Below are 14554 nucleotides of genomic sequence, written 5' to 3' on the forward strand. Positions count from 1 at the left end.
TGCCGGGCCGGGTGTGCCGGCTGTGCCGGGGGTACAGATCAATTCGGCTGGGTGCGGGGGACATGGCACGATGCGTGTCATGTCCCCCGCGCTGAGCGATCTCCACCCTTATCCGATCGTGCAGGCCCCCATGGCAGGCGGTGCCTCCGGACCCGAGCTGGCCGCCGCCGTCTCCGCGGCCGGCGGCCTCGGCTTCCTGGCCGGCGGCTACAAGACCGCCGACGGCATGTACCAGGAGATCAAGCGGTTGCGGGCGCTCACCCGGCGGCCCTTCGGCGTCAACCTCTTCATGCCGCAGCGCAGTTACGTCGACCCGGCCGCGGTCGAGGCCTACCGCGGTCAGCTGGCCGGCGAGGCCGCCTGGTACGACACCCCCCTCGGCGAGGACGTCTTCGCCGGCAGCGACGACGGGTACGACGCCAAGCTCGCCATCCTCCTCGAGGACCCGGTCCCGCTGGTCTCCTTCACCTTCGGCTGCCCCGATCCGGCGGTGCTGCGCTCCTTCACGGCCGCCGGCACCTGGACGGTGGTCACCGTCACCTCCGCGGAGGAGGCCCGGACCGCCCAGGCGGCGGGCGCGGCGGCCGTCTGCGTCCAGGGCATCGAGGCCGGCGGCCACCAGGGCACCCACCGCGACGACCCCTGCGCCGACGGCACCGGCTTCGGGCTGCTGCCGCTGGTGGCCCAGGTGCGGGAGGCCGTCGCGCTGCCGATCATCGCCGCGGGCGGGCTGATGCGGGGCGCCCAGATCGCGGCCGTACTGGCCGCCGGGGCGCAGGCCGCCCAGCTGGGCACCGCCTTCCTGGTCTGCCCCGAGTCCGGGGCCAGCCCGCTGCACAAGGCGGCGCTGACCGACCCGATGTTCCCCCGCACCGAACTCACCCGTGCCTTCTCGGGCCGCCCGGCCCGGGGCCTGGTCAACCGCTTCATGCGCGAGCACGGCCCCTACGCGCCGGCCGCCTACCCGCAGGTGCACCACCTCACCAGCGGGCTGCGCAAGGCCGCCGCGGCGGCCGGGGACCCGCAGGGGATGGCCCTGTGGGCGGGCCAGGGCCACCGGCTGGCCCGGACGCTGCCCGCGGGGGAGCTGGTGGAGGTCCTGACCGCCGAACTGGCGCAGGCCCAGAACGCGTTGACAAGGAGCACGTCATGACAGCCCCGGTATTCGTCGTCGAACAGGTCCCCGCGGGGCCCGGGTTCGTGCTGGACGGACCCGAGGGACGCCACGCGGTGTCCGTGAAGCGGCTGGAGCCGGGCGAGGCCGTGGTCCTCACCGACGGCCGCGGCGGCTGGGCCGAGGCCGTCGTCGCCTCGGCGGAGGGCAAGGACCGGCTCACCGTCACCGTCACCGCCACCGGTACCGAGCCGGCGCCCGCGCCGCGGATCACCGTCGTGCAGGCGCTGCCCAAGGGGGACCGCGGGGAGCTGGCCGTCGAGACCATGACCGAGACCGGGGTGGACGCGATCGTGCCCTGGCAGGCGTCCCGCTGCATCACGCAGTGGCGCGGGGACCGCGGTGCGAAGTCGCTGGCGAAGTGGCGCAGTACGGCCCGGGAGGCCGGGAAGCAGTCCCGGCGGGTGCGGTTCCCCGAGGTCGGGGAGGCGCTGTCCACCAAGCAGGTGGCCGCGCTGCTGGCCGGTGCGGACCTCGCGGTGGTGCTGCACGAGGACCGGGACACGCCCTCGCAGGCCCTGGCGGTCGCCGAACTGCCGGCTTCGGGGTCGATCGTCGTGGTGGTCGGGCCGGAAGGCGGGGTGTCGCCCGAGGAACTGGAGCTCTTCGCGTCCGTCGGCGCCGCGCCGTACCGCCTGGGGCGTTCCGTGCTGCGGACGTCCACCGCCGGGACGGCCGCGGTGGCCGTCCTGCTCGCCCGCACCGGCCGGTGGTCGTAGCGGGGCCGGTCGCACCGCGCCGGTAGCATGCGCGGCACAGGGCACACGTCAACAGGAGGACCGGACATGGCAGGCGAAGCACAGGCGGACTGCCTGTTCTGCAGGATCGTCAAGGGCGAGATCCCGGCCACGATCGTGCGCGAGAGCGAGACCACCGTCGCCTTCCGCGACATCAACCCGCAGGCCCCGACGCACGTCCTGGTCATCCCGCGGGCGCACTACCCCGACGCCGCCTCCCTCGCCGCCGCCGAGCCCGCGCTCGCCGCCGACGTGCTGCGCGAGGCCGGCGAGGTGGCCGCCGCGGAGGGGCTGGACGGCTCCGGCTACCGCGTGGTGTTCAACACCGGCGCCGGCGCGGGCCAGACGGTCTTCCACGCCCACGCCCACGTCCTGGGCGGCCGCGGCCTCCAGTGGCCCCCCGGATAAGCCGTGTCCGCACGCGAGTTCGTGGTGCTGGGGACCGCCAGCCAGGTACCGACCCGGCACCGCAACCACAACGGCTACCTGCTGCGCTGGGACGGCGAGGGCATCCTCTTCGACCCGGGCGAGGGCACCCAGCGGCAGATGCTGCGGGCCGGGGTCGCCGCGCACGACATCAACCGCATCTGCGTCACCCACTTCCACGGTGACCACAGCCTGGGCCTGGCCGGGGTGATCCAGCGGATCAACCTGGACCGGGTGCCGCACCCGGTCACCGCCCACTACCCGGCCAGCGGGCAGCACTTCTTCGACCGGCTGCGGTACGCCACGGCCTACCGCGAGACGGTCGAGCTGGCCCAGGCGCCGGTGGCCGAGGAGGGGGTGCTCGCGACCGGTCCCTCGTACACCCTGGAGGCGCGGCTGCTGAGCCACCCCGTCGAGTCCTTCGGCTACCGGCTGACGGAGCCCGACGGCCGGCGGATCCGGCCCGACCTGCTGGCCCGGCACGGCATCAAGGGCCCGGACGTGGGCCGGATCCAGCGCGCGGGCGTCCTGGACGGGATCACCCTCGAGCAGGTCAGCGAGCACCGGCCGGGGCAGTCGTTCGCCTTCGTCATGGACACCCGGCTGTGCGAGGGCGTCACCGCGCTCGCCGAGGGCTGCGACATGCTGGTGATCGAGTCGACCTTCCTCGACGAGGACGTCCGGCTGGCCACCGAGCACGGCCACCTCACGGCCGGGCAGGCCGCGAAGGTCGCCGCCGGGGCGGGGGTGCGCCACCTGGTCCTGACCCACTTCTCGCAGCGGTACACCGAGCCGGAGGCCTTCGAGCGCCAGGCCCGGGCCGCCGGTTTCACGGGCGAGCTCACCGTCGCCCAGGACCTGCTCCGGATCCCGCTGCCCAAGCGGCCCTGACGGCGCCGGGCGTGCCCCGGTGACGGGCCCCCGTACCCCCGGTCCCGGGAGTGCGGGGGCTTTTTCGCGGAGTTCTGGGACACACTGGGTTTGACCCGTCCCATCGCGGGAAGGGCTGCACACTTTCATGTACGCAGCCACTCGTCCGCGCCGTACGCGCACGCAGCACCCGGGAGCACGCCGTGACCAGTAGGAATGGACAGCACCCGGGCCGCGCCGCGCTGGATCCGCTCAGCCGGGTGCGGGCGCCCCGGGACCCGGGCTGCGACGTCTTCCTGACCGGCACGGTCTTCCTGGACATCATCTTCACGGGCCTGGACTCGGCCCCCGTGCGCGGTACCGAGTCCTGGGCCAAGGGCATGGGCCAGAGCCCCGGCGGGGTGGCCAACATGGCCACCGCGCTGGCCCGGCTGGGCCTGCGGACCTCGCTGGCCGCCGCCTTCGGGGACGACCACTACGGCTCGTACTGCTGGGACGCCCTGGCGCAGGGCGAGGGCATCGACCTGTCGATGTCGCGCACGGTCCCCGGCTGGCACTCCCCGGTGACCGTCTCGATGGCGTACGAGGGCGAGCGCACGATGGTCTCGCACGGCCACGAGGCGCCCCCGCCGGCCGGGCCGGGCCCCTTCCCCGACTGTCCGCCCCGGGCGCGGGCGGCGGTGGCCTCCCTGGAGCCGGGCCGGGGGGCCGACTGGATCGCCACCGCCGCCGGCCGCGGCGCCCGGATCTTCGCGGACGTGGGCTGGGACGAGAGCGGCCGCTGGGACCTGGCGGGGCTGGCGGACCTGCGGCACTGCGAGGCCTTCCTGCCGAACGCGGGCGAGGCCATGCGCTACACCCGCACCGACTCCCCGCGGGCCGCCGCCCGGGCGCTGGCCGAGCGGGTGCCGATCGCCGTGGTGACCATGGGCGAGGAGGGCTCGTACGCCGTGGACGGCCGGACCGGGGAGAGCGCCCAGGTGCCGGCGATCCCGGTGGAGGCGCTGGACCCGACCGGTGCGGGCGACGTGTACGTGGCGGGCTTCCTCACCGGGACGCTGGCCGGCTGGCCGCTGGCCGACCGGCTGGCCTTCGCGGGGCTGACCGCGGCCCTGTCGGTACAGGAGTTCGGCGGCTCCCTCTCGGCCCCCGGCTGGGCCGAGGTGGCCCACTGGTGGCGGGGCGTGCGGGCGCTGCCCGGCGGGGTGCCGCCGCAGCTGGCGCACTACGGCTTCCTGGAGGACCTGCTGCCCGCGGAGGCGCTGGCCGGCGCCCCGGCCGCGGCCCGCCCCCGGGCCGTCCCCACCATCGGCTTCCGCCACACCGCCTGACCCGTACGTTCGTCCGCACGGACGTACGTCCGTGCGGTCCGGAAAACCCCTCGGGGACCGGCGGTGCGCGTCGTACGCTTGGAAGTCCAGGAGGCCGTCGACCGGCGAGGCCTCAGTACGGGAGGTATGCGCAGGCCGCAGAGCCAGCCCATGACTCAGACACCCACAGCCCGCAGCCTTGCGCCGGGGCAGGCACGAGCCCACTTCACCGTTCCCGCGAAGCACCCCATGGTGATGGTGCTGGGCTCGGGTGACGCCCTGTTGCGCGTGATCGAGCGGGCTTTCCCCGCCGCCGACATCCACGTCCGCGGCAACCAGATCAGCGCGGTCGGCGACGCCCAGGAAGTCGCCCTCATCCAGCGCCTGTTCGACGAGATGATGCTGGTGCTCCGCACCGGTCAGCCGATGACGGAGGACGCAGTGGAACGCTCGATCGCCATGCTCAAGGCGAGCGAGAACGGCAACGGCCCGGACGAGACGCCGCACGAGGTGCTCACCCAGAACATCCTCTCCAGCCGCGGGCGCACCATCCGGCCCATGACGCTCAACCAGAAGCGGTACGTCGACGCGATCGACAAGAACACGATCGTGTTCGGCATCGGCCCCGCCGGTACCGGCAAGACCTACCTCGCCATGGCGAAGGCGGTCCAGGCCCTGCAGTCCAAGCAGGTCAGCCGGATCATCCTGACCCGGCCCGCCGTCGAGGCGGGCGAGCGGCTCGGCTTCCTGCCGGGCACGCTCTACGAGAAGATCGACCCGTACCTGCGGCCGCTGTACGACGCGCTGCACGACATGCTCGACCCCGACTCGATCCCGCGCCTGATGGCGGCGGGGACCATCGAGGTCGCGCCGCTGGCGTACATGCGCGGCCGCACGCTCAACGACGCCTTCATCATCCTCGACGAGGCGCAGAACACGAACCCGGAACAGATGAAGATGTTCCTGACCAGGCTCGGGTTCGAATCGAAGATCGTCATCACCGGTGACGTGACCCAGATCGACCTCCCCGGCGGCACGAAGTCGGGTCTGCGGCAGGTGCAGGAGATCCTCGACGGGGTCCCCGATGTGCACTTCTCGCGGCTCACCTCGCAGGATGTCGTACGGCACAAGCTCGTCGGCCGTATCGTCGACGCGTACGAGCAGTACGACAGCCGTAACGGTTCCCGAGGGAAGTAGTACAAGAGCACCATGTCGATCGACGTCAACAACGAGTCCGGTACCGAGGTCGACGAGCGGGCGATCCTCGACATCGCCCGCTACGCCCTCACCCGGATGCGGATCCACCCCCTGTCCGAGCTCTCCGTGATCGTCGTCGACGCCGACGCCATGGAGCAGCTGCACATCCAGTGGATGGACCTGCCCGGACCGACCGACGTCATGTCCTTCCCGATGGACGAGCTCCGTCCGCCGGCGAAGGACGACGAGGAGCCCCCGCAGGGGCTGCTCGGCGACATCGTGCTCTGCCCCGAGGTGGCCACCAGGCAGGGCGAGGAAGCCCCGACGCGGCACTCCATGGACGAGGAACTCCAGCTCCTGACCGTCCACGGAGTGCTGCACCTGCTCGGCTACGACCACGAGGAGCCGGACGAGAAGGCCGAGATGTTCGGCCTCCAGGCGGCCATCGTGGACGGCTGGCGGGCCGAGCAGGGCATCACGGGCCCGTCGCCCGCGCCCACCGTCTCGTGAGCACCCCCCAGCTGATCGCCGGGGCCGTCGCGCTGGTCGTGGTGGCCTGGCTGGCCGCCTGCGCGGAGACCGGCATCGCCCGGGTCTCGAGCTTCCGGGTCGAGGAGGCGGTCCGCTCCGGCCGCCGGGGCAGCGCCCGGCTGGCGCAGCTCACCGCCGACCCGACCCGGTACCTCAACGTCGCCCTGCTGGTCCGGGTGGCCTGCGAGATGGCCGCCGCGGTCCTGGTGACCTACGCCTGCCTGGAGGAGTTCGGCGAGACCTGGAAGGCGCTGCTGGTCGCGATCGCCGTCATGGTGCTGGTCTCGTACGTGGCCGTCGGGGTCTCCCCGCGCACCATCGGCCGCCAGCACCCGCTGAACACCGCCACCGCCTCGGCGTACGTCCTGCTGCCGCTGGCGCGGATCATGGGGCCGGTCCCGCAGCTGCTGATCCTCATCGGCAACGCCCTCACCCCCGGCAAGGGCTTCCGCAAGGGCCCCTTCGCCTCCGAGGCCGAGCTGCGCGCGCTGGTCGACCTCGCGGAGAAGGAGTCGCTGATCGAGGACGACGAGCGCCGGATGGTGCACTCCGTCTTCGAGCTCGGCGACACGCTGGTGCGCGAGGTGATGGTGCCGCGCACCGACCTGATCTGCATCGAGCGCTACAAGACCATCCGCCAGGCCACCACCCTGGCGCTGCGCTCGGGCTTCTCGCGGATCCCGGTGACGGGGGAGAACGAGGACGACATCGTCGGGATCGTCTACCTCAAGGACCTGGTCCGCAAGACCCACATCAACCGCGACGCCGAGGCCGACCTGGTCTCCACGGCGATGCGCCCGGCGGTCTTCGTGCCCGACACCAAGAACGCCGGCGACCTGCTGCGGGAGATGCAGCAGGTGCGCAACCACGTCGCGGTGGTCATCGACGAGTACGGCGGCACGGCCGGCATCGTCACCATCGAGGACATCCTCGAGGAGATCGTCGGCGAGATCACCGACGAGTACGACCGCGAGATCGCGCCCGTCGAGGAGCTGGGGGAGGACCGCTACCGGGTCACCGCCCGCCTCGACATCACCGACCTCGGGGAGCTCTTCGGCCTGGAGGCCTTCGACGACGAGGACGTGGAGACGGTCGGCGGGCTGCTGGCCAAGGCCCTGGGCAGGGTGCCGATCGCGGGCGCCAGCGCGTCCGTGGAACTGCCCGACGGGCGCTCGCTGCGGCTGACCGCGGAGGCTCCGGCCGGCCGCCGGAACAAGATCGTCACGGTGCTGGTGGAGCCGGTGGCGCCGGCGGGAGAGAAGACGGACGCATGACCCCGGAGCGGCTGCGGGCCTTCTGCCTGTCCTTCAACGCGGCGGTGGAGGAGTTCCCCTTCAACGCCGAGACCTCGGTCTTCAAGGTGCTGGGCAAGGTGTTCGCGCTCAGCGCGCTGGACTCGCGGCCGCTGACGGTCAATCTCAAGTGCGATCCGGAGGCGGCCCTGCGGCTGCGTGCCGAGCACCCGGCGATCGTGCCCGGCTGGCACATGAACAAGCGGCACTGGAACACCGTGACCGTGGGCGGGGTGCCCGAGGCGCTGCTCCGGGAGCTGATCGAGGACTCGTACGACCTGGTGGTCGCGGGGCTGCCGCGGGCGGAGCGGCTCCGGCTCGACCGGCCCTGAGGCGCCCGGCCGGCGGGGGAGTGACGTACGCGACACCGTTCCAAGGTCACGATTTGTCGCGGGCAGATAAGCGGAAGATCTGATTCCCCTAAGGTGATCCGTGTTTGCGCCAAGCAAGATCCCCTCTTGCTGGCCAAGGAGGGGAGAGCGCCTCGGTGGTCCGGTATCCGGGCCGCCGAGGCGCTCCTTTCCCCCGCTTCCTATGCTTCGTCCATGACCGACACGATGGACCCCGAGGACCAGAAGCTCATCACCCTGGCGCGCAGCGCCCGGGCCCGCAACGGCGTCGCCGAGGGCGCGGCGGTGCGCGACGAGACCGGCCGCACCTACGTCGCCGGCACGGTCGAGCTGGACTCCCTGAAGCTGACCGCGCTGCAGACCGCCGTCGCGATGGCGGTGGCCAGCGGGGCCCGGTCCCTGGAGGCCGCCGCCGTGGTCAGCGCCGCCGACGCCCCGGCCGACCCGGACCGCGCCGCCGTCCGCGACCTGGGCGGCGCCGGCACCCCGGTCCTGCTCGCCGCCCCCGACGGCACCCTGAAGGCCACCGTCCAGGCCGGCTGACGCCGGCCGCCCGGAATCCGCGGGCCCGCGGCGGCCGCTCAGGCCGCCGTGGCCACGGCGGACGGGGCCGGCCGCCGGATGATCATGGACATGATGGCGGCCACCGCGCACAGGGCGCCCGCGGCGTACCAGACGACGTCGTACGAGCCGAAGACGTCGCGGGCCACGCCGCCGAGGAAGGCCACCACCGCGGCGCCGACCTGGTGGGAGGCGAGCACCCAGCCGAAGACGATCGCGCTGTCCTCGCCGTATTGCTCCCGGCACAGGGCGATGGTCGGGGGTACGGTCGCCACCCAGTCCAGGCCGTAGAAGACGATGAAGAACAGCATCGGCGGGTGCACCGCCGGGGCCAGCAGCATCGGCAGGAACAGCAGCGAGATCCCGCGCAGGGCGTAGTAGACGGCCAGCAGCCGGCGGGCCTCGAAGCGGTCGGTGAACCAGCCGGAGGCGATGGTGCCGGCCACGTCGAAGACCCCGATCACCGCGAGCAGCGAGGCGGCGGCCGTCACCGGCATGCCGTGGTCGTGGGCCGCGGGCACGAAGTGGGTCTTGACCAGGCCGTTCGTGGAGGCGCCGCAGATCGCGAAGGTACCGGCCAGCAGCCAGAAGGGGCCGGTGCGGGCGGCCCGCAGGAGCACCGTGACGGCCCGGCGGGCGGCCCCGAGCGCGGGCGCCGGCTTGGCCACCGGCTCGGTGGCGCCGTACGGGGCCAGCCCCACGTCCGCCGGGTGGTCCCGCAGCAGCAGCCACACGAACGGCACCACGGCCAGCGCGGAGAGCGCCACGGTCACCGCGGCGGGCCGCCAGCCGTGCCGCTCCACCAGCCAGGACAGCAGCGGCAGGAAGATCAGCTGGCCGGAGGCGCCGGCCGCGGTGAGGATGCCGGTCACCAGCCCCTTGCGGGCCGCGAACCAGCGGTTGGTGACGGTGGCCGCGAAGGCCAGCGCCATCGAGCCGCTGCCCAGGCCCACCAGCACGCCCCAGTAGAGGACCAGCTGCCAGGAGGCGGTCATCCACACGGTGAGCAGCGAGCCGGCGGCGATCACCGTGAGGGCCAGCGCGACCACCTTGCGGATGCCGAAGCGGTCCATCAGGGCGGCGGCGAAGGGCGCGGTCAGCCCGTAGAGCGCGAGGTTGACCGAGACGGCGAAGCCGATCGTGCCCCGGGACCAGTCGAACTCCCGGTGCAGCGGCTCGATGAGCAGCCCCGGCAGCGACGCGAAGGCCGCCGCGCCGATGATCGTCACGAAGGTCACCGCGGCCACGGACCAGGCGCGGTGGATCCGGCCGGGCGCGCGGGCGGGGGCGGGGGTCTGGCCGGCGGGCCCGGCGGGTCCGGTCGACGCCTGCTGCTGGGGAGTGGTCTGCGTGGTCACCCCTTGAGGATCGATGACCTGAACGCGTCATTCGAGTGGCCCGATGGTCAGCCTTCGCTACGATCGGGCCATGACTCCTCACCGCGTCGTCGTCTTCGCGCTGCCCGGGGTGCTCCCCTTCGAGCTGGGCATCCCGCACCGGATCTTCGGCCGGACCAGGGTCGCCGGGGGCCGTGTCCCGTACGAGATCCTGACCTGCTCGCTCGCCCCCGGCACGGTGGCCACCGAGGCCGACTTCGCCATCACGGTGGAGCACGGCCCCGAACTGCTCGCCACCGCCGACACCGTGGTCGTCCCCGCCTCCTACGAGCTCGGCCCGGTGTACGAGGAGGGCCGGCTCACCGACGCGCTGGCGGCGGCCCTCGCGCACATCCGGCCCGGCACCCGGCTGGTCGCCATCTGCACCGGCGGGTACCTGCTGGCCGCCGCCGGCCACCTCGACGGCCGCCGGGCCACCACCCACTGGGCCTCGGCGGACCACTTCCAAGGGCTCTTCCCGCAGATCGAGGTGGACCCGGACGTGCTGTACGTCGAGGACGGGCACGTGTTCACCTCGGCCGGGGTGGCCGCCGGCGTGGACCTGTGCCTGCACATCGTCCGCAACGACCACGGCGCGGCGGTGGCCAACGACGTGGCCCGCCGCACCGTCGTGCCACCCCACCGCGACGGCGGACAGGCCCAGTTCATCGAGCGGCCGGTGCCCGCGCCCCAGCACGCCAGCACCACCGCGGCCCGCGGCTGGGTGCTGGAGCGCCTGGGGGAGCCGCTGCGGCTGAGCGACATGGCCCGCCAGGAGGCCATGTCCGTACGGACCTTCACCCGCCGCTTCCGCGAGGAGGCCGGGGTCAGCCCCGGGCAGTGGCTCACCCTCCAGCGGGTGGAGCGGGCCCGGCACCTGCTGGAGTCCACCGACCTGCCGGTCGACCGGGTCGCCCGGGAGGCGGGCTTCGGCACCGCCCAGTCGATGCGCAAGCACCTCCAGTCCGCCCTCGGCGTGACGCCCACCGGCTACCGGCGCACCTTCCGCGCCGCCCGCGGCACCGGGCCGGCCGACCCTCCCAGTATCTGATGGTCCATCAGTCGATGGCCCGCGCCGCCCTTGACTTCTCCCGCCCCCGACTTGTGAATGGGCCGCCTGGAACACGGGGAGCGAGCGGCGCGTAGGGGGATGCGATGACGGCACGGAGTCGCTGGTCGGCGGCGGCCCTCGGAGTGCTCGCGCTCGCGGCCGTGGGCGTCCCCGCCAGCGCCGCGAGCCCGGACGAGCCGGAGCCGCCCGCCACCGGCGCGGTGGAGTTCCCCACCCACTGCGTACCGCCCCAGGAGGCCGGGCTGCCGCCCGCCGACGGCTCCACCACCGCCGAGATCACCGTCGACAACGCCCACCCCGCGGTCGGCGACACCGTCACCGTCACCTACCGCGTCACCCGCACCGCCGCCGCCAACCCGCTGGACGCCCCGCTGCCGGCCGACGTGCTCACCCCCGCCGGCAAGGTGGTCCTCGGCGGCGCCCAGACCGGCGAGGTGACCGTGGCCGGCCCCAAGAAGAACGCCCCGGTCCCCGGCAAGGCGGCCTTCCCCGCCTTCTCGATGACCGGCACCTTCACCGTCACCGAACCCGGCGAGATCACCCTCGCCCCGGGCGACTACACCGTGCACACCAGCCACCTCATGGAGCTGGACACCCCCTGCGCCGTGGACCGCACCAGCCCGCCCCCGGTCTCCGAACGCATCGACGCCGCCCCCCGGGCCGAGGCCAACACCCGCGCCCTCGCCCTGGGCACCGCCTCCGGCAGACCGGGCGCCGCGGTCAAGGTCACCGGCGCCGGCTTCACCCCGGGCGCCGCCGTCACCCTCGCCGGCCGGGCCGGCGCCGCCCCGACCGCCGACCACGTCACCGCCACCGCCGACGAGCTGGGCGTGGTCCTGGCCGAGCTGCCGGTCACCGACCCGGACACCACCGCCGTGGTCGGGTACGAGGGCCCCGCCTGGACCGCGGAGCGCGGCACCGGCCCGGCCACCTACACCGTCCTGAAGGCCACCCCGCTGCCGCCCGGCACCCAGAAGATGACCCTCGACGTCGAACCGGGCGCGCTCTCCATGACCCAGGCCGGCGAGGAGATCGCGCTCAGCCCCGTCCCCTACGGCCAGGGCGGCACCGCCCAGGGCCGGATCCGCACCGTCACCGTCAAGGACCTGCGCGGCGGCCCCGCCGGCTGGGTCCTCACCGGCAAGCTCTCCGACTTCACCGGCCCCGCCGGCGCCACGATCGACGGCGCCCGGCTCAGCTGGACCCCGGCCTGCGCGACGAAGGAGGGCAGCCCCAGCACCTGCGTACCCGGCAGCCCCGGGCCCGTCGGCCCGGCCGGCGCCACCCTCGCCGGCGCCCCCGACGCCCCGCTGGTCGGCGGCGAGTTCACGGTCGACGCCGAGGTCGCACTGACGGTGCCGCCGTACACGGCGCCGGGCGCCTACGCGGCGATCTTGACCTTGACGTTGTCGTGAGGGGGGTGGGGCGGGCCGGGCGTGGTGTGCGGGTCCCCGGCGCATGGCGGGGTGCGGCCTGCAGGCCCTGCGGCAGGCCCACCTCGGGGGCAAGCGGCTTCGCCGTGGCCTGCGGCCACCCCCGACCCGGGCCTGCCTCCGGCCCAGCCTGCCACACCCCGCCAAGCGCCTCCCCGCACACCACGCCCGGCCCGGGCCTGCCTCCCCGCACATCCCGACCGCACCCCCGCCCGCTGCTCGCCGCGGCACTGTTCGCCCTGGTGCTGCTGCTCGCCGGGCCGGTCGGACCGGCTGTCGCGGCGGACAACGGGCAGTGGTCCGTGGTGCCCGCCGCCACCCGGATCGCCCAGCGGCCCTACTTCTTCCTCACCACCGCCCCCGGCGGCACCGCCGGCGACCGGGTCACCGTCACCAACCGCACCGCCCGCCCGCTCACCCTCCGCCTCTACGCCGCCGACGCCTACAACACCCCCCGCGACGGCGGCTTCGCCGTCCGGGACCCCGACGAGCCCCGCACCGGCGTCGGCGCCTGGGCCAGGCTCGCCGCCGACCGGGTGACCGTGCCTGCCCGCTCCGCCGTGACCGTGCCCTTCACCCTCACCGTCCCCGACCGGGCCGAACCCGGCGACCACCCCGGCGCCATCGTCGCCCTCGACCAGCGCACCGAGGCCGCCACCGGTGGCCTGGGCGTCCGGCGGGCCGTCGCCGCCCGGGTCTACCTGCGGGTCGCCGGGCCCACCGCCCCCCTGCTCGCCGTGGAAGGGCTGGGCGTCCGCCGGACCGGGGGCGCGGCCGAGGTCTCGTACACCCTGCGCAACCAGGGCAACGTCACCCTGCACCCCACGGCCGTGCTGGCCGCCGAAGGGCTCTTCGGCCGCCGGCTGCTGCACCGGCCGCTCACCAAGGTCCCCACCGACCTGCTGCCCGGCCAGGCCGTCCGGCTCACCGAGCGCTGGGACGGACCGCCCGGATTCGACCGGGTGGCGCTGACCGTGACCGCCACCGCCCAGGGCACCGACGCCCGCGCCACGACCAGCCTGCGCACCGGCCCCTGGGGCCCGGCGGCCCTCGGCCTGACCCTGCTCGCCGGGCTCGCGGTGGTCCTCGTACGCCTCCGTGGCCGGCCCTGGTCGGCGGGCGCGGCCCGATCGGGGAGAATGGCCCGCATGAGCGATCGTTCCTCCTCCGCACACCGCGCGGGCTTCGCGTGCTTCGTCGGCCGACCCAACGCCGGCAAGTCGACCCTGACCAACGCACTCGTGGGCACGAAGGTCGCGATCACCTCCAACCGGCCGCAGACCACCCGGCACACCGTGCGCGGCATCGTGCACCGCGAGGACGCCCAGCTCGTCCTGGTGGACACCCCCGGCCTGCACAAGCCCCGCACCCTCCTGGGCGAGCGGCTCAACGACGTCGTGCGCACCACCTGGGCCGAGGTCGACGTGATCGGCTTCTGCCTGCCCGCCGACCAGAAGCTCGGCCCCGGCGACAAGTTCATCGCCAAGGAACTCGCCGGCATCAAGAAGACCCCGAAGATCGCCATCGTCACCAAGACGGACCTGGTCGACTCCAAGACGCTGGCCGAGCAGCTGCTCGCCATCTCCCAGCTCGGCGAGGAGCTGGGCATCGAGTGGGCCGAGATCGTCCCGGTCTCCGCCGTCGGCGACGCGCAGGTGCAGCTGCTGGCCGACCTGATCGCCCCGCTGCTGCCCGAGAGCCCCCCGCTCTACCCGGAGGGCGACCTCACGGACGAGCCCGAGATGGTCATGGTCGCGGAGCTGATCCGCGAGGCCGCCCTCGAAGGCGTCCGCGACGAGCTGCCGCACTCCATCGCGGTCGTGGTCGAGGAGATGATCCCGCGCGAGAACCGGCCGGCCGACAAGCCGCTGCTGGACATCCACGCGAACGTCTACATCGAGCGCCCCAGCCAGAAGGGCATCATCATCGGCCCCAAGGGCTCCCGCCTGAAGGAGGTGGGCATGAAGTCGCGCAAGCACATCGAGGCGCTGCTCGGCACGCCCGTCTTCCTCGACCTCCACGTCAAGGTCGCCAAGGACTGGCAGCGCGACCCGAAGCAGCTCCGCAAGCTCGGCTTCTGACAAACCCCCTCGTCCCGACCCCCCGTCCCGTTCGTGGTGTGTGGGGTAGCCCCTTGACGGGGTGTGGCAGGCTGGCTCGGAGGCAGGCCCGGGCCTGGGATCGCCGCAGGCGACGGCGGAGCCGCGAAGTCCCAGGGGTGGGCC

At 73.8% G+C, this 14554-nt stretch carries 14 protein-coding genes; 13 read left to right on the plus strand and 1 reads right to left on the minus strand.

The window, feature by feature from the left end; all coding sequences use genetic code 11:
* Positions 1-79 precede the first annotated feature (79 nt).
* The 10 genes from AB0O40_RS21995 (at position 80) to AB0O40_RS22040 (ending at position 8430) form a co-directional block, all read left to right on the plus strand.
* Positions 80-1153, plus strand: coding sequence for a nitronate monooxygenase (locus AB0O40_RS21995; protein WP_365044149.1), 1074 nt, complete (start codon positions 80-82; stop codon positions 1151-1153).
* A complete protein-coding gene (locus tag AB0O40_RS22000) occupies positions 1150-1893 on the plus strand; it encodes a 16S rRNA (uracil(1498)-N(3))-methyltransferase (protein ID WP_365044152.1) in 744 nt (247 codons plus the stop codon). Before AB0O40_RS21995 ends, AB0O40_RS22000 begins: the two co-directional genes overlap by 4 nt.
* A gap of 66 nt (positions 1894-1959) precedes the next feature.
* Positions 1960-2319 carry a histidine triad nucleotide-binding protein gene (locus tag AB0O40_RS22005; RefSeq protein ID WP_365044155.1) on the plus strand — a complete coding sequence of 120 codons (360 nt, stop codon included), beginning with the start codon at positions 1960-1962 and terminating at the stop codon, positions 2317-2319.
* A 3-nt stretch (positions 2320-2322) separates the two neighbouring features.
* Positions 2323-3228, plus strand: coding sequence for a ribonuclease Z (locus AB0O40_RS22010; protein ID WP_365044158.1), 906 nt, complete (start codon positions 2323-2325; stop codon positions 3226-3228).
* Positions 3229-3410: 182 nt separating this feature from the next.
* Entirely contained in the window at positions 3411-4538 is a 1128-nt protein-coding gene (locus tag AB0O40_RS22015; protein ID WP_365044161.1) for a PfkB family carbohydrate kinase, read from the plus strand.
* A 150-nt stretch (positions 4539-4688) separates the two neighbouring features.
* Positions 4689-5714 (plus strand): PhoH family protein, encoded by a 1026-nt coding sequence (locus AB0O40_RS22020; protein WP_365044164.1) that lies wholly within the window; start codon positions 4689-4691, stop codon positions 5712-5714.
* Between the two features lie 12 nt (positions 5715-5726).
* A complete protein-coding gene (gene ybeY / locus AB0O40_RS22025) occupies positions 5727-6224 on the plus strand; it encodes an rRNA maturation RNase YbeY (protein WP_365044167.1) in 498 nt (165 codons plus the stop codon).
* Complete coding sequence (locus AB0O40_RS22030) at positions 6221-7519, plus strand: hemolysin family protein (RefSeq protein ID WP_365044170.1); 1299 nt, start codon at positions 6221-6223, stop codon at positions 7517-7519. Before ybeY ends, AB0O40_RS22030 begins: the two co-directional genes overlap by 4 nt.
* Positions 7516-7869, plus strand: a complete 354-nt coding sequence (locus AB0O40_RS22035) for an MmcQ/YjbR family DNA-binding protein (protein ID WP_365044173.1) — start codon at positions 7516-7518, stop codon at positions 7867-7869. Before AB0O40_RS22030 ends, AB0O40_RS22035 begins: the two co-directional genes overlap by 4 nt.
* Positions 7870-8082: 213 nt before the next feature.
* Positions 8083-8430, plus strand: a complete 348-nt coding sequence (locus tag AB0O40_RS22040) for a cytidine deaminase (protein WP_365044176.1) — start codon at positions 8083-8085, stop codon at positions 8428-8430.
* 38 nt (positions 8431-8468) lie between these two features.
* On the opposite strand, the gene AB0O40_RS22045 is transcribed toward AB0O40_RS22040, so the two are convergent.
* The gene (locus AB0O40_RS22045; protein ID WP_365044194.1) at positions 8469-9713 is read right to left on the minus strand and encodes an MFS transporter; all 1245 of its coding nucleotides are present in this window, start codon (positions 9711-9713) and stop codon (positions 8469-8471) included.
* A gap of 163 nt (positions 9714-9876) precedes the next feature.
* Between AB0O40_RS22045 and AB0O40_RS22050 the strand changes: the two genes are divergently transcribed.
* From AB0O40_RS22050 to era, 3 genes are all read left to right on the plus strand, one after another.
* Positions 9877-10875 (plus strand): helix-turn-helix domain-containing protein, encoded by a 999-nt coding sequence (locus tag AB0O40_RS22050; RefSeq protein WP_365044179.1) that lies wholly within the window; start codon positions 9877-9879, stop codon positions 10873-10875.
* A 104-nt stretch (positions 10876-10979) separates the two neighbouring features.
* Positions 10980-12311 carry a beta-xylosidase gene (locus AB0O40_RS22055; RefSeq protein ID WP_365044182.1) on the plus strand — a complete coding sequence of 444 codons (1332 nt, stop codon included), beginning with the start codon at positions 10980-10982 and terminating at the stop codon, positions 12309-12311.
* A 1157-nt stretch (positions 12312-13468) separates the two neighbouring features.
* Positions 13469-14410 carry a GTPase Era gene (gene era / locus AB0O40_RS22060; RefSeq protein WP_365044197.1) on the plus strand — a complete coding sequence of 314 codons (942 nt, stop codon included), beginning with the start codon at positions 13469-13471 and terminating at the stop codon, positions 14408-14410.
* The last annotated feature ends 144 nt before the right edge of the window (positions 14411-14554 follow it).

The sequence above is a fragment of the Streptomyces sp. NPDC089919 genome (genome assembly GCF_040684615.1).
Classification (GTDB): domain Bacteria; phylum Actinomycetota; class Actinomycetes; order Streptomycetales; family Streptomycetaceae; genus Streptomyces.